Below are 14,516 nucleotides of genomic sequence, written 5' to 3'. Positions count from 1 at the left end.
CGGGCTCTGACCCCGGTTCTGGTTTATTTCTTTTTGACTGCCGGTTTGGCGGTCGCGGCGCCGTTCGATTTGCTGCCGATCTTCGATTCCTTGCCGGCCATGAGATTGCCGATGTTGCTGCTGTGGCGGTAGAGGAGCAGCAGGCTCATCGCGATGACGGCGAACAGTTTTTCGTCCGCGCCGAACAGCAGTCCGTAATAGAACGGCGCGAAGATCGCGGCCACGAGCGCGGCCAGCGACGAGTAGCGGAACGCATACGCGACGACGAGCCACGTGACCAGCGTCGCCAGGCCGAGCCAGACATTCAGGCCCAGCAGCACGCCCAGCGCGGTCGCCACGCCCTTGCCGCCGACGAAGCGGAAGAACACCGGCCACAGATGGCCCAGGAAGACTGCGATGGCGACCAGCGCCACGCCGCCGTCCTCGACGCCGAAGCGTTCGCCGAACTGGACCGCGAGCCACACGGCCAGCCAGCCCTTGGCGCAGTCGCCGACGAGCGTCGCGATGGCCGCCTTCTTGCTGCCCGAGCGCAGGACGTTGGTGGCGCCCGGGTTCTTCGAGCCATAGGTACGCGGGTCGGCGAGGCCGAACAGGCGGCTCGCGACGACGGCGAAGGAAATCGAGCCGATCAAATAGGCTGCGATGGTGAACAGAATTGTGTACATGAGTCTCTTTTCATAATCCCCGGCCAGGAATCTGGCGCGCGTGAAATATACACCATCGGCCGAGCCCGACGATAGTCAGTCGGCCAGCGCGCAGTTGACCGGCCGGGCTTTCAGCACGTCCACCAGCGCGGCCGGCGCGATCCCGACCAGGAAACCGCGCCGTCCGCCATTGATATAGATCTTGTCCAGCTGCAGGATGCTTTCCTCGACATAGACCGGCATCGCCTTGCGCACGCCGAACGGCGACGTGCCGCCGACCAGGTAGCCGGAATGGCGCTGGGCGACGTCCGGCTTGCACGGTTCGACGGATTTGCAGGGGATGGCGCGGGCCAGGTTCTTCGTCGAGACCTTGCAGTCGCCATGCATCAGCACGATCAGCGGCTTGGCCGCCTCGTCCTGCATGACGAGGGTTTTCACGACGGCGTGCTCTTCCACGCCCAGCTCGCGCGACGACACGGCCGTACCGCCGTGTTCCTCGTATTCATAAGGGTGCTCCGTGAAGGCGACCCCATGCTTGCGCAGGAACTGTGTCGCCGGGGTTTCGGAGATATGCTCTTTCTTGGCCATGCGTGTTACGCTAAATGCAAACGGAGGAGTTGCTTATTATGCAGCAAGAGATTCGCTTTGCCACCTTCAACGTGTGTAACCTCGCCCCGCCGGGCGCCAGGCTGTACGACAACCTGGAACCGAGCACCCCCGAGGAATACGAAGCGAAGATCGCCTGGACCGCGCACCAGATCGACATGCTCGGCGCCGACGTGATCGGCTTCCAGGAAGTGTTCTCCCAGGCCGCGCTGGCCGAGGCGCTGTCGCGCACGCGGCGCTTCCGCGACGCCATCCACGTCGGCTTCGATCCCGACCCGGACGCCGAGAAGCTCACGCCCAGCGTCGCCCTTGCCTCGCGCCTGCCCCTCGCGGACGCCCCGCGCCAGCTGCCCTATTTCCCGCCCGGGATCGCGATGCCGCCCGGCAACCGGGATCCCGAACGTTTTACCCGCGCCCCGCTGCACGCGGCGATCCAGCTGACGCCGGATCTCGTCGCCGACGTGGTGGTCGTGCATTTAAAATCGCGCCGCCCCGACTACCGCGCGGGCGACACGGGCGACGACCCGCAACTGTACGCGCTGGCGTCGCTGCGCTCGCTGATCCGGCGTGGCACGGAAGCGGCCGCGCTGCGCGTGCTGCTGACCGACATCGGCCGCACGCACCACCGCCCGCGCGTCGTGCTGGGCGACTTCAACGACGTGGCCGACGCGGTCACGACCGGCATCGTGCTGGGCCTCGGCGCGCCCAGCGGCGACCGTTTATATGATGCCTGCCAGCTGCAGGGCCGCCAGGACCATCTGCGGCACGTCGGTTTTTCCAACGTCCATGATGGGTACCATTCCACGATCGACCACATCCTCGTGTCGGCGGAATTCAATGCGGGGCTGCCGGGAGCGGTGGGCGAGGTCATCGACGTCGTGTACCTGAACGACCACCTCGATCTCGGGTTGCCGGAGGCGTCGGATCACGGGCAGGTGCTGGCGCGGCTGCGGCTGTTCGAGCAGGCCGGGACGCCGACAGGGGACGGCTGACGCCCGCCCGTCGTTCCCGCGAAGGCGGGAACCCAAGTTTGCATGCGTCGCGATAACGCTGGCGAACTTGGATCCCCGCCTGCGCGGGGATGACGTTGTTTGAGTATCGGGTGTCTTTCTGCCATCCGCACGTCCGCCCCGGATTTTTCGCAGTTCAGCGTCCCTTTTGCACCGCTCGTCGCATTCCGATAGCGGTTCGTCATCGACAAACCTACCATGCCGTCATGCGCTGGGAGCTCCATCCTGCCTGGCAGGACGGAGCACGTGCGCTCTCCATTCCGCTCGCGCTCACCACCACATAAAGAATAACCATGAAGATCGAGTCCCTGCCTTTGTCCGCCGACCAGCCCGCCAAGAAACCGGCGCCGCGCCGCCGCGCCAAGGTCATTGCGCTGTCGCTGCTCGCCGTCGCGCTGGCGGGCGCCGGCGCGTATGCGCTGACCCACCGCGCCGCGGCCCCCGCGCCGACGGCCGCGCCGGCACCGGCGGCGGTGCCCGTGCACGAGCTGTCGGTGCGCGACATCGCCCGCATCGAGGCGCGCCCGCTGGCCGTCACGTTGCCCGTCACCGGTTCGCTCATGCCGCTGGCGCAGGCCACCGTCAAGTCGAAGGTGTCGGGCATCGTACTGTCGACCGCCGTGCAGGAAGGCATGGACGTCAAGGCCGGCCAGGTGATCGCGCAGCTCGACCCTGCCGAGGCGCGCGCCCGCGTGGCGCAGCAGCAGGCCATGCTGGCGGACGCGCAGGCGCGCCTGGCGATGGCGAAGAAAAACATGAGCAACAGCGCGTCGCTGCTGAAGCAGAATTTCATCGCGCAGAACGCGTACGACACGTCCGGGAACGCCGTCGACCTGGCGCAGGCCGCCGTCGACTCGGCGCGCGCCCAGCTGGACCTCGCGCGCATCGCGCTGGCCGATACGACGATCCACGCGCCGATCGAAGGCGTCGTCAGCAGGCGCCACGCGCAGGCGGGCGAAAAGCTGGCGCCGGACAGCCCCGTGTTCTCGATCGTCGACCTGAAGCACCTGACGCTGGACGCCCAGGTGCCCGCGTCCGACATCCCCCGCATCCGGGTCGGCCAGGACGTGCAGTTCAAGGTCGACGGTTTCGACGGCCGCAACTTCACGGGCAAGGTCGCGCGCATCAACCCGGCCACCGAGGCGGGCTCGCGCGCCATGATCGTGTACGTGGACGTGGCGAATCCCGACGCCGTGCTGCGCGCCGGCATGTTCGCCAAGGGCACCATCGTCACCGACAAGTCGGCCGCGCATCCGCTGCTGCCGATCGGCGCCATCCGCCAGGACAATGGCCGCGACGTCGTCTACCGCATCGCTGACGGCAAGGTCGTCGCGCAGCCCGTGAAGCTGGGCCTGCGCAACCAGGACGAAGGCGTCGTCGAAGCGCTGGAAGGCGTCGACGCCGGCATGACGGTGCTGGCCGTGCCGCTGGACGGCATCAAGCCGGGCAGCAAGGTCAAACTGCCGGACGCGAAAGGCTGAGCCATGTGGATCACCCGTACCAGTATCAAATACCCGGTCTTCGCCACGATGGTGATGGTGGGCCTGATGGTGCTCGGCCTGTTCGCGTACCGCGGCCTGGGCGTCGAGAGCATGCCGAACGTCGAGATCCCGGCCGTCTTCATCGAGACCGCGTATCCCGGCGCCTCGCCCGAGCAGGTCGAGAATGACGTGACGCGCCCGCTCGAGGAAGCGGCGAACACCGTCGGCGGCATCAAGACGATCCGCAGCACGTCGTGGGAAGGCCGCTCCGGCGTCGGCATCGAATTCCAGCTGACGGTCGACATGGACCGCGCCGTGCAGGACCTGCGCGACCGCATCAGCACCGTCCGCGGCGGCTTCCCGCGCGAGGTGAAAGAACCCATCGTGTACCGCGAGGAAGGCGAGAACACGCAGCCCGTGGTCCTGCTGGCGCTGACGTCGAAGGAGCGCAGCCTGCGCGACCTGACGATGCTGACGGACCAGGTGATCGTCAAGCGCCTGCAGGCCGTGGCCGGCGTCGGCCAGATCCGCGTCAACGGCAAGCAGGACCGCCAGGTGCTGATCGACATCCGCCCCGACCAGCTGAAGAGCCTCAACGTCGGCATCGACGAGGTGATGAACGCGATCGCGACGACCAACGCCAACCTGCCGGCCGGCCGCATCAGCCACGGCGCGCGCGAGAACCTCGTGCGCATCGAAGGCAAGATGAAGGAAGCGGCCGACTTCCGGCGCATCGTCGTCGCCAACCGCACGGGCGGCCCGATCTACCTGAGCCAGGTGGCCGACATCTCGACGGCGCCGCCGAGGAACAGTCGATCTCGCGCGTGAACGGCGAGCGTTCGATCACGCTGGAGATCGCGAAGATCCAGGACGCCAACACCGTGCAGGTGGGCACCGGCGTCAAGGCCGCCATCGAGGCGATGAAGACGACGCTGCCGAAGGACGTGCAGTTCCGCATCCTGGACGACAAGGCGAAAAACGTGCAGGGCCAGCTCGACAACGTCAAGGACACCATCCTCGAAGGTGCGCTGCTGACCATGGTGATCGTGTTCTTCTTCCTGCACTCGTGGCGCAGCACCATCATCACGGGCCTCACCCTGCCGATCTCCGTGCTGGCCAGCTTCATCGCGATGAAATACTTCGGCTTCACGCTGAACTTCCTCACGCTGATGGCGCTGTCGCTGTGCATCGGCCTCCTGATCGACGACGCCATCGTCGTGCGCGAAAACATCGTGCGCCACCTCGGCATGGGCAAGAACCACGTGCGCGCCGCGGAAGACGGCACCAACGAGATCGGTGTCGCCGTGATGGCGACGACGTTCGCCATCGTCGCCGTGTTCGTGCCCATCGCGTTCATGAAGGGCATCATCGGCCGCTTCTTCCTGCAGTTCGGGATCACCGTCGCCGTGGCCGTGCTGGTGTCGCTGTTCGTCAGCTTCACGCTCGACCCGATGCTGTCGTCCGTGTGGCCCGACCCGGTCAAGGACCGCTTCAAGTACGTGCCGTGGCTGGGCCGCCTGATGGCGCGCATCGAGCACGGCATCGAGTGGCTGCACGACGTGTACGCGAAGGTGCTGGCGCTGGCGCTGGACTGGCGCAAATCCACGCTGCTGCTCGCGGTCGTCCTGTTCGCGGCCAGCCTGATGCTGGTGCCGAAGATCGGCGGCGAATTCGTGCCGCAGGTCGACGACGGCTACATCCACATGCGCCTGAAGACGCCGATCGGTTCCAGCCTGGACTACTCGGATGCGAAACTGCGCCAGGCCGAGGCGGCGCTGGCCGAGTTCAAGGAAATCGAAAGCGTCTCGACCATCGTCGGTTCGTGGGAAGGCCGCAATTACTCGGAAGTGCACCTGAAGCTGACGGACGTGCACAAGACGCACCGCCGCTCGCAGCAGGAGATGGAAAAAGTCATCCGCGAACGCCTGGAAAAGATCGCCGGCATCTCGCTGACGGTGGGCCAGCGCCCGATCTACATCGCCATCCTCGGCAATGACGAGGCGAAGCTGGACGCGGTCGCCCACACGCTGATGGACAAGATGCGCAAGATCCGCGGCATCGCCGACATCGAGTACAGCCAGGAAGGCGCGAACCCGGCGACCATCGTCAAGATCAACCACGAGCTGGCGTCCGACCTCGGGCTCACCGTGCAGCAGATCGGCACGGCGCTGCGTCCGTTCGTCGCCGGCGACCAGACCAACCGCTGGCTCGCGCCGGATGGCCAGAACTACGAAGTCAACGTGCAGCTGCCGAAGTCGGGCCGCGAAAAGGTGGCCGACTTGGCCGACCTGTCGGTGGCATCGAGCAAGCGTGACGCGATGGGCAACCCGGTCATGGTCCCGCTGCGCCAGGTCGTGCAATTCATCCCGTCGACGAGCCCGCAGATGCTCAAGCGCCAGGCGCTGCAGCGCCGCGTGGCGGTCTTCGCGGGCCTCGAAGGCCGTCCGCTGGGCGACGTGATGGGCGACGTGAACAAGGAAATGAAAGCCATGCAGCTGCCGGACGGCGTGCGCTTCGACGTCGGCGGCGACGCCCAGCAGATGGACGAGACGATGGCCGGTTTCGGCGTCGCCCTGGGCATTGCCGTGATCTTCATCTACCTCGTGCTGGCCTCGCAGTTCGGCAGCTTCCTGCAGCCGATCGCGATCATGGTGTCGCTGCCGCTGTCGCTGATCGGCGTGCTGGTCGCGCTGCTCATCACGAAGACGACGCTGAACATCTTTTCCATCATCGGCGTCGTGATGCTGATGGGTCTCGTGACGAAGAACGCGATCCTGCTGGTGGACTTCGCGAACCACGGCCAGCGCGAAGGCCGGTCACAGTTCGACGCGCTGATGGAAGCGGGCCAGGTGCGCCTGCGCCCGATCCTGATGACGACGCTCGCGATGATCTTCGGCATGCTGCCGATGGCAATCGGCATGGGCGAAGGCGGAGAAACGCAGGCGCCGATGGGACGTGCGGTGATCGGGGGCGTGATCACGTCGACCCTGCTCACCCTGGTCGTCGTGCCGGTGGCATACACCTATCTCGACAGCCTGGGCAAGCGAGTGGCGGCGTGGTTCAAGAAAGGTCACGAGGAGGAAGAGGCCGCCGTAACGCCGTAGGGTGGGCGGCCCTCCGCCCACGCGTGACGTATGCGGTTCGGCGACGTACGCGTGGGCACGGAGTGCCCACCCTACGCGGGGTTGTGCTCCTGCTGCGCTTCCTCGCCGGAATCCTCATCCAGGGCTGGCCCATCCTCCCCGCCTTCACCCTTGTGCTGCTTGGCTTCCTGCTTCTTGCGCGCCTTTTCGTCCGCCTTGCGTTTCTTCTCCAACTCCCGCTGGCGTTTTTCGTACTGGAAATTCGTCTTGGCCATGCTCACCTCTTGCTATCGTTGGAAAGGTCGTACTAGTCCATTATGGACCAGTCATCCCACATCGTCTTGAGAATTAACCACGCGGGTGGTGCCGCGCGTGGAGGTGCTTCAGGCGCTCGCGCGCGACGTGGGTGTAGATCTGGGTCGTGGAAATGTCGGAATGCCCCAGCAGCAACTGCACCACGCGGAGATCGGCGCCGTGGTTCAGCAAGTGTGTTGCGAACGCGTGACGCAGCGTGTGGGGCGACAACGGCGCCGTGATGCCAGCCTTCGCCGCATGCTTCTTGATGACGACCCAGAACATCTGACGCGTCATCGGGCCGCCGCGGCCCGTCACGAACAGCGCGTCGTCGACCTGGCCGTCGAGGATGATGCCGCGCGCCTCTTTCAGGTAACGGTCCAGCCAGTGCCGCGCCTGTTCGCCAAACGGCACGAGCCGGGTCTTGCTCCCTTTGCCGGTAACCCTCAGGACGCCATCGTTCAGGCTCAGTTCGACCAGCTTCAGCGCGACGAGTTCCGACACGCGCAGGCCGCTGGCATACATCAGTTCGAGCATCGTGCGCTCGCGCAGGCCCAGCGGCGTCGCGACGTCCGGCGCCGCGAGCAGCGCATCGACTTGCGCCTCGGTGAGCGTATGGACGAAACGCTGCGGCTGCTTCGCGGATGCCATCCTCAGGCACGGGTCGGCGGCGATGCGGCGGTCGCGCAGCGCGAGCTGGTAAAAGCGCTTCAGCACCGACAGCCGGCGGTTGGCCGAGCTGGGCTTCGTGTCTTCGTGGCGTTCGGCGAAATAGGCCGCGATGTCCTGCGGTTCGACGGCGTACAGGTCGCTCCGCTCCGGCCGCTTCACTTCAAGCCAGCGCGCGAACAGGCGCAGGTCGCGCCGGTAGGCGTCGAGGGAATTCTTCGCCAATCCGTGCTCGAGCCAGAGCGTGTCGCAGAACGCGTCGATCAGGGGAAGATTGACTGCTGCTGCCATGGCATCTCGAGCGCCAGCGCGCCTTCGTGGCGCAGCAGCCAGCGCTTGATTCCGAGCTGGAATCCGTGTTCGTCGTCGCTGCTGGAAAAACCGCCCAGGCCGCCGGACGCCGTCACGCGATGGCACGGGATCACGAGCGGGAACCAGTTGGCGCCGCAGGCCTGGCCGACGGCGCGCGGTGCCGACTCCAGCTGCTTGGCGATCTGGCCGTACGTACGGACGCTGCCGCGCGGGATCGCGCAAATGGTGTCCCACACGCGCCGCTGGAATGCGCTGCCGGCTTCCTTCAGCGGCAGGTCGAAGCGGAAATCGGGATCCTCGAAATAGCGCGCCACCTGAACGGCGGCCTGCTCGGCAACGGCATCCTGCGCCGATTTTTCGTGGTAATGCGGCGGCAGGTAGACCAGTTCGCGCAACCGCCCGTCTTCGGTACGGATGCCCATCGCTCCGAACGGCGCCGCGATGATGGCGCTGAAAATCTCGCTGCCTTGTTGTGTGCTCATCGATGCAGTGTAAGACCCGGCGAGCGCGTTCGCAAGGCCCGCCCAAGGTCCACCAAACCGAGGCAAAAAAAAACGCACCCGTGGGTGCGTTTCTAATATGGTCACGTTTTCGGCTGCCTGGTCATTGCCGGCTGCATCATATAAAACGTGTGTCTCCTCCTAACTGTTTTACGGTAAAGTTTGTATTTACCGCTTTCTTTTCCCTCTCCCAAATCGTATTCGGTTCGCTTGTCCGCACCAGGTTGGTGCCGAAAGGTGCCCCATCATAACGCAACCGCATAAGAAAAGCGTAGTTTTTTATATACATTCACGAAATATATTTCGGTCATAAGCCCCCATGACATGTCATAAAAATGCTAGTGCCGATGTTTCATTGATTACAGGCAACTAACACGTTTTACCCGCACCGAATAGGGGCGATTCTCACCTGGCCTGGGCTGTCGTGATGGGCGCAGTCGCGCGGGACGTCGTACGGTTGATCGCATCGATCAGATCCTTGCCGATCCGCCCTTCCACCTGCTTCTGCACGGGCAGCAGGGCGCGCCGCCAGTCGGCCTGTTCCTGCGGCGTCAACGTATAGATCTTCGTCTTGCCGGTCTTGCGGATCGCTTCGAGGGCCGCGTCGTTGTCGCGCTGGGCGATGGTCTTTTCGAATGCCGTCGCTTCGCGCATCGCCTGCTCCAGCTCCGTCCGGATGTCGCGCGGCAGGCCGTCCCAGAATTTCTTGTTGACGATGACGGCATAGCCCAGGTAGCCGTGGTTCGACACCGTCACGTACTTCTGCACCTCGTGCATCTTCTGCGTGTACATATTCGACGGCGGATTCTCGGTGCCGTCCACGATATGGGCCTGCAGGGCGGGATAGACTTCGGAAAAGGCCAGCACCTGGGGCACCGCGCCGAGCGCGCGCATCTGCACGTCGAGCACCTTGGAGCCCTGGATGCGCATGCGCAGGCCGCGGAAATCCGCCGGGGTGTGCAGTGGACGATTGGCCGACATCACTTTAAAACCGTTGTCCCAGTAAGCCAGGCCCGTGATGCCCTTCGACTCCAGTTTTTGCAGCAGGCTCTTGCCGATCGGCCCTTCCGTCACGGCATACAGCGCCGCCTTGGTCGGGAAGATATACGGCAGGTCGAACGCCTCGAATTCCTTCACGCCGAGCGGCGCGAACTTGGCGAGCGACGGCGCCAGCATCTGCACGGCACCCAGCTGCAGGGCTTCCAGCTCTTCCTTGTCCTTGTAGAGCTGGCTGTTGGGATAGACTTCGACCTTCACCCGGCCGTGCGTCCGCTGTTCCGCCAGCACGCGGAAGCGTTCGGCCGCCAGGCCCTTGGGCGCGTCAGGCGACACGACGTGGCTGAACTTGATGATGATCGGGGCCTGGGCGTGGGCGCCGGCGCCAGTCACGACAGCAAGCGCGGCCAGCAAGGCTTTGATGCGCATAAATTTCATGTTCCCGCGGTGTATATTCGGATACCGACCGCCAGTGTGCCGCTTTGCGGGTCGTACCGCTATCGTGGAAAACCACGACGGGAAACGTCGAAAAACCTGCTGCGCGTTGCGCTGTTGTTCTGCGATGCTCCGCTACGGCGGACCGGCTGTACTACTCGTACAGCTGCGCTTCTCAAACAACATTGCCGCCGCTCGCGACGGTTTTTCGAGGTTTCCGACACAGACAGTCGTCGGCAAAAGATGAAACGTTATCACATGAAAAGTCCATTCACCCTGCCCCGCCCCGTCAAGCAAGGCCCGTGGCGCTGGCTCGTGCCCGTATTGCTGGTGCTGCTGTTCCTGCTCGTCCTGCTGTGGCTGCCCTGGCAGGCGCGCCAGATGGAAAGCAACGAGCGGCAGGAACAATTGATCGCAGATACGTTATGGGTCGAGCAGACCTTGCGCTTCGAACTCGCGCGCAGCGAGGAAGCGCTGGCCGCGCTGGGCAACGATCTCGTTATCGAGACGCCGGCGCCGGCCGCCCTGCAGGCCCGCTTCGCGCAGATGTTCAAGAACGGCCACGAACTCCAGCGCATCATCTGGTACGACGCGCAGGGCCAGGTCAAGGCAAGCCGCGGCATGGAACTGCCGCCCGAAGGGCTCACGCAATCGTCGCGCGATGCCGCCGCCATGTCGCGCAGCACGCGCCTGGGACGCTACAGCGAGCCATACGGTGCCACCGGCCTCGTGCATGGCCTGATCGACTTCCACCTGCCGCTGATCCACGCCGGCAAATACATGGGCAGCCTCGTCGCCACGTACAACCTGCAGACCTTGCTGGACGAGAACGTGCCGTGGTGGTTCGCCCAGGACAATGCCTTGTCCCTGCTCGACCGCGACGACCACGTCGTGGCGCAGCGCGCGGCGGGCGGGCCGGGCCGCGGCGTCTACACGCACAAGCGCGCGCTCGACCTGCCCGGCTCGCAGATCGTCCTCGCCACCGACAGCGTCAAGGCCGCGCCGAAGCTGCTGCCGAACCTGCTGGTCGGCTCCGTGATCGTGCTGGCGCTGGGCCTCGTCATTTCGCTCGTCGCGCTGTGGCGCCACATCGCGCGCACGATCGCGGCGGAAAACGCGCTGCGCCAGCAGATGGCCTTCCGCACCGCGATGGAAGATTCGCTGCTGACGGGCCTGCGCGCGCGCGACCTGGAAGGCCGCGTCACCTACGTCAACCCGGCGTTCTGCCGCATGGTCGGTTATCCCGCGGAAGACCTGCTGGGCAAGACGCCGCCGATGCCGTACTGGGCGCCGGAAGCGATGGCGGAATACGAAGGCCGCTTCCGCAAAGTGCTGTCGGGCCAGGCCACGCCACAGTTCGAGACCGTGTTCCAGCGCTCGGACGGCGTGCGCGTGCCCGTGCTCGTGTTCGAGGCGCCCCTCGTCGACGCGCACGGCCACCATACGGGCTGGATGAGTTCCATCCTCGACATCACGGACCGCAAGCGCGCGGAAGAACTGAATCGCCAGCAGCAGGAAAAGCTCGAGACGAGCGCGCGCCTGGCGACGATGGGCGAGATCTCGTCGATGCTGGCGCACGAACTGAACCAGCCGCTGGCCGCCATCTCCAGCTACACGGCGGGCGCGCTGAACGTGCTCGCGCGCGAGACCCAGGCGGCGCCGCTCGACACCGGCATGCTGAAACGTGCGCTGGAACAGGCGAACACGCAGGCGCGCCGGGCCGGCCAGATCATCCGCAGCGTGCACGAATTCGTGAAGAAGCGCGAACCGCGCCGCGAGACGGTCGGCATTCCCAACGTCGTCGACGGCATCCGCGCCCTCGTCGAACTGCAGGCGCGCCAGAGCTATGTCGCGCTGCAGGTGGACGTGCCGGACGACCTGCCGCCCGTGCTCGCGGACCGCGTGCTGATCGAGCAGGTGCTTCTCAATCTCACGCGCAATGCGATCGAGGCGATGCAGGCCGTCGATCCCGAGCGGCGTGTGTTGAGGATCGCTGCGCACACGGGCGACCAGGGCCAGGTGGCCGTATCGGTGATCGACAACGGCCACGGCATCCCGCCGGAAGTCGCGGAGCGCCTGTTCTCGCCGTTCTTTTCGACGAAGGCCGAAGGCATGGGCATGGGCCTGTCGATCTGCCGCACCGCGATCGAGTTCCACGGCGGCACCCTCACCCACGCGGACAATCCGGGCGGCGGCACCGTGTTTACGTTTACGTTGCAGCAGGCGCAGGAAGCCCCCGTCACCGAACGGTGAATTACAATACGTCAAAAAAAGGAGACCTGCATGCTGCACATCGTCGACGACGAAGACGTGATCCGCGACGCCCTGGAATGGCTGGCGCAATCGCGCGGACTGCCGGCACGCGGCTATGCGGGCGGCCAGGCCTTCCTCGACGCGCTCGGCGACCGGTTCGCCGCGGATGCGGCACACGGCGACTGCGTCCTGCTGGACGTGCGCATGCCGGGCATGAACGGCATCGCCGTATTCGACCAGCTGGTGGCGCGCGGCCTGCTGGCACGCCTGCCCGTGATCTTCCTGACCGGCCACGGCGACGTGCCGATGGCCGTCGATTCCCTCAAGCGCGGCGCCTTCGACTTCTTCGAAAAACCGTTCAACGACAACCAGCTGATGGACCGCGTCGAGGAAGCACTCGCCGCCTCGCGCAAGGCCGCGTCGCGCGATGCCATCCATGCCCGGCTGGCCACCCTGTCGGCCCGCGAGCGGGAAGTCCTCGATCTCATCCTCGCCGGCAACATGAACAAGGTCGTCGCCGACAAGCTCGGCATCAGCATGCGTACGGTCGAGGTGCACCGCGCGCATATCTTCGACAAGATGCAGGTCAAGACGGCCGTCGAGCTGGCCGGGTTGCTGAAGTAATACCTGCGCACGGCAGGCCGCGCGTCCTGTGCCGCGCGGGGTTCGCTTGTAAAATCAGCCTGAACATGGAGTGGTCGAACTCACCACGTCGAAACATTCTTTAGGGAACGCAGATGAGCGAGAAGACGATAGCCGACAAAATGTTCTTGAGGACCGCGAAATCGATGCTGATCCTGAACGGGAACGTCCACCCCGGCATGGTGTCGCAGATGCCGCCCAACCTGGTCAAATCCGACCAGGAGAAAGTGGACGTCGTGCTGCTGTTCGCGATGAACCGCAAGGAACTCGAACAATATTTCCCGATCGCCAAGGAACGCATGGGCGACAAGGGCTCGCTGTGGGTCGCCTATCTGAAACAGACCGCCTCCAAGGCCACCGACATCAACCGCGATTCGATCAATGCGTATGCCAAGGAAAACGGCATCACGGGCGTCGCCATGATTTCCATCGACGGCGACTGGTCCGCGCTGCGCATGAAGCGGATCGAACTCTAGACAGCCTCACCGTGGCGCGCGAGAGCCCACGCGACGTGTTCGCGCACGAGCGCGGATGGATGGTCCGCGCGGGCGCGCAGCGCGGCGACGATCTCGTCCGTTGTTGACGCATTACCGAGTCCGACCGCCAGGTTGCGCAGCCAGCGCTCGTGCCCGATACGGCGGATCGGACTGCCTTCGAGGCGGCGGTTGAAGTCAATCTCGCTCCACCCGAACAGCTCGATGAGCCCCGCCGTGCCGAGGCCATTCCGCTCATCGAAATCCGGCACGGTCGCCCGCTGCGCGAACTTGTTCCACGGGCAGGCCAGCTGGCAATCGTCGCAGCCGTAGATGCGGTTGCCGATCAGCGGACGGAATTCTTCCGGGATCGCGCCCTTCAACTCGATGGTCAGATAGGAAATGCAGCGGCGCGCATCCAGCCGGCCCGGGCCGAGGATCGCGCCCGTCGGGCAGGCATCGATGCAGGCGCTGCACTGGCCGCAATGCGCGCCGGTCGGCTCGTCGACGGGCAGCGGCAGGTCGACGAGGATCTCGCCGATGAAGAACGTTGAGCCGGCCTCGCGGCTCAGCAAGAGCGTGTGCTTGCCGCGCCAGCCGAGGCCGGCCTTCTGCGCCAGCGGCAGCTCCATCACCGGTGCGGAATCCGTGAACACGCGGTAGCCGTACTCGCCGACGGCCGCCTTGACCTTCTCGGCCAGGGCTTGCAGCCGGTTGCGCAACACCTTGTGATAATCGCGGCCGCGCGCATAGATCGAGACGACGGCCGCCTGCGGGTCGTCCTGGCGCAGGCGCTCGCGCGTACGCCAGTCGGGCGGCGTCGCCATCGGCAGGTAATCCATGCGCGCGCTGATCACGCGCACCGTGCCCGGCACCAGCTCGGCCGGGCGGGCGCGCTTCATGCCGTGGCTTGCCATATAATCCATCTCGCCGTGGTGGCCGGCGTCCAGCCAGGCCTGCAGGCCCGCTTCGTGGCCGGCCAGGTCGATGTCGGCGATGCGCACGTCGGCAAAGCCCAGTTCCGCGCCCCATGCCTTGATGGCCTGGGCGAGTGCGGGAAGATCGGGCTGGACGGGAAGCTGGGCGGACATTGGCGGACCTACAAACCTCATATTTTA

General features: G+C 65.3%; 12 protein-coding genes and 1 pseudogene. 6 read left to right on the top strand and 7 right to left on the bottom strand.

Annotated features, from left to right (window positions below):
- Nucleotides 1–23 precede the first annotated feature (23 nt).
- Both plsY and ybaK read right to left on the bottom strand, forming a co-directional pair.
- Nucleotides 24–665, bottom strand: a complete 642-nt coding sequence (gene plsY / locus ACL58G_RS09125) for a glycerol-3-phosphate 1-O-acyltransferase PlsY (protein WP_440966424.1) — start codon at nt 663–665, stop codon at nt 24–26.
- 75 nt (nt 666–740) lie between these two features.
- Nucleotides 741–1,232 (bottom strand): Cys-tRNA(Pro) deacylase, encoded by a 492-nt coding sequence (gene ybaK, locus ACL58G_RS09120; RefSeq protein WP_371768992.1) that lies wholly within the window; start codon nt 1,230–1,232, stop codon nt 741–743.
- Between the two features lie 38 nt (nt 1,233–1,270).
- On the opposite strand from ybaK, the gene ACL58G_RS09115 reads away from it, so the two are divergent.
- From ACL58G_RS09115 to ACL58G_RS09105, 3 genes and pseudogenes are all read left to right on the top strand, one after another.
- Entirely contained in the window at nt 1,271–2,242 is a 972-nt protein-coding gene (locus tag ACL58G_RS09115; RefSeq protein WP_440966422.1) for an endonuclease/exonuclease/phosphatase family protein, read from the top strand.
- A gap of 311 nt (nt 2,243–2,553) precedes the next feature.
- A complete protein-coding gene (locus tag ACL58G_RS09110) occupies nt 2,554–3,741 on the top strand; it encodes an efflux RND transporter periplasmic adaptor subunit (RefSeq protein WP_440966420.1) in 1,188 nt (395 codons plus the stop codon).
- 3 nt (nt 3,742–3,744) lie between these two features.
- Nucleotides 3,745–6,845 (top strand): annotated as a pseudogene (locus tag ACL58G_RS09105) (efflux RND transporter permease subunit).
- Nucleotides 6,846–6,916: 71 nt separating this feature from the next.
- On the opposite strand, the gene ACL58G_RS09100 reads toward ACL58G_RS09105, so the two are convergent.
- The 4 genes from ACL58G_RS09100 to ACL58G_RS09085 all read right to left on the bottom strand — a co-directional run bounded on the left by ACL58G_RS09100 (nt 6,917) and on the right by ACL58G_RS09085 (nt 10,024).
- Nucleotides 6,917–7,099, bottom strand: coding sequence for a hypothetical protein (locus ACL58G_RS09100; RefSeq protein ID WP_413382394.1), 183 nt, complete (start codon nt 7,097–7,099; stop codon nt 6,917–6,919).
- 73 nt (nt 7,100–7,172) lie between these two features.
- Nucleotides 7,173–8,078 (bottom strand): site-specific tyrosine recombinase XerD, encoded by a 906-nt coding sequence (xerD, locus tag ACL58G_RS09095; protein WP_440966418.1) that lies wholly within the window; start codon nt 8,076–8,078, stop codon nt 7,173–7,175.
- Nucleotides 8,051–8,581 carry a methylated-DNA--[protein]-cysteine S-methyltransferase gene (locus ACL58G_RS09090; RefSeq protein WP_413340082.1) on the bottom strand — a complete coding sequence of 177 codons (531 nt, stop codon included), beginning with the start codon at nt 8,579–8,581 and terminating at the stop codon, nt 8,051–8,053. The genes xerD and ACL58G_RS09090 overlap by 28 nt, the downstream gene beginning before the upstream one ends.
- A gap of 423 nt (nt 8,582–9,004) precedes the next feature.
- Nucleotides 9,005–10,024, bottom strand: coding sequence for a TRAP transporter substrate-binding protein (locus ACL58G_RS09085; protein WP_413382388.1), 1,020 nt, complete (start codon nt 10,022–10,024; stop codon nt 9,005–9,007).
- Between the two features lie 264 nt (nt 10,025–10,288).
- Between ACL58G_RS09085 and ACL58G_RS09080 the strand changes: the two genes are divergently transcribed.
- From ACL58G_RS09080 to ACL58G_RS09070, 3 genes are all read left to right on the top strand, one after another.
- Entirely contained in the window at nt 10,289–12,283 is a 1,995-nt protein-coding gene (locus ACL58G_RS09080) for a two-component system sensor histidine kinase NtrB (protein WP_440966415.1), read from the top strand.
- 30 nt (nt 12,284–12,313) lie between these two features.
- Nucleotides 12,314–12,907 (top strand): response regulator transcription factor, encoded by a 594-nt coding sequence (locus ACL58G_RS09075; RefSeq protein ID WP_413340077.1) that lies wholly within the window; start codon nt 12,314–12,316, stop codon nt 12,905–12,907.
- A 140-nt stretch (nt 12,908–13,047) separates the two neighbouring features.
- Nucleotides 13,048–13,401: a DUF3052 family protein gene (locus tag ACL58G_RS09070; RefSeq protein WP_440966413.1), complete on the top strand. Its 354-nt coding sequence runs from the start codon at nt 13,048–13,050 to the stop codon at nt 13,399–13,401.
- Here ACL58G_RS09070 and queG read toward each other — a convergent pair.
- Complete coding sequence (gene queG / locus ACL58G_RS09065) at nt 13,398–14,489, bottom strand: tRNA epoxyqueuosine(34) reductase QueG (RefSeq protein ID WP_440966412.1); 1,092 nt, start codon at nt 14,487–14,489, stop codon at nt 13,398–13,400. The genes ACL58G_RS09070 and queG overlap by 4 nt on opposite strands.
- Between the last annotated feature and the right edge of the window lie 27 nt (nt 14,490–14,516).

Origin of the sequence: Massilia sp. GER05 (genome assembly GCF_052056005.1) — a bacterium.
Lineage (GTDB): Bacteria > Pseudomonadota > Gammaproteobacteria > Burkholderiales > Burkholderiaceae_D > Telluria > Telluria orientalis.
The sequence above is the reverse complement of the archived record's forward strand: the minus strand, read 5'-3'. Positions and strand labels throughout refer to the sequence as shown.

Bases quoted from the DNA above. Each gene is read 5' to 3' on its own strand.
- plsY (WP_440966424.1), bottom strand. From the start codon at position 665: ATGTACACAATTCTGTTCACCATCGCAGCCTATTTGATCGGCTCGATT.
- ybaK (WP_371768992.1), bottom strand. From the start codon at position 1,232: ATGGCCAAGAAAGAGCATATCTCCGAAACCCCGGCGACACAGTTCCTG.
- ACL58G_RS09115 (WP_440966422.1), top strand. From the start codon at position 1,271: ATGCAGCAAGAGATTCGCTTTGCCACCTTCAACGTGTGTAACCTCGCC.
- ACL58G_RS09110 (WP_440966420.1), top strand. From the start codon at position 2,554: ATGAAGATCGAGTCCCTGCCTTTGTCCGCCGACCAGCCCGCCAAGAAA.
- ACL58G_RS09100 (WP_413382394.1), bottom strand. From the start codon at position 7,099: ATGGCCAAGACGAATTTCCAGTACGAAAAACGCCAGCGGGAGTTGGAG.
- xerD (WP_440966418.1), bottom strand. From the start codon at position 8,078: ATGGCAGCAGCAGTCAATCTTCCCCTGATCGACGCGTTCTGCGACACG.
- ACL58G_RS09090 (WP_413340082.1), bottom strand. From the start codon at position 8,581: ATGAGCACACAACAAGGCAGCGAGATTTTCAGCGCCATCATCGCGGCG.
- ACL58G_RS09085 (WP_413382388.1), bottom strand. From the start codon at position 10,024: ATGCGCATCAAAGCCTTGCTGGCCGCGCTTGCTGTCGTGACTGGCGCC.
- ACL58G_RS09080 (WP_440966415.1), top strand. From the start codon at position 10,289: ATGAAAAGTCCATTCACCCTGCCCCGCCCCGTCAAGCAAGGCCCGTGG.
- ACL58G_RS09075 (WP_413340077.1), top strand. From the start codon at position 12,314: ATGCTGCACATCGTCGACGACGAAGACGTGATCCGCGACGCCCTGGAA.
- ACL58G_RS09070 (WP_440966413.1), top strand. From the start codon at position 13,048: ATGTTCTTGAGGACCGCGAAATCGATGCTGATCCTGAACGGGAACGTC.
- queG (WP_440966412.1), bottom strand. From the start codon at position 14,489: ATGTCCGCCCAGCTTCCCGTCCAGCCCGATCTTCCCGCACTCGCCCAG.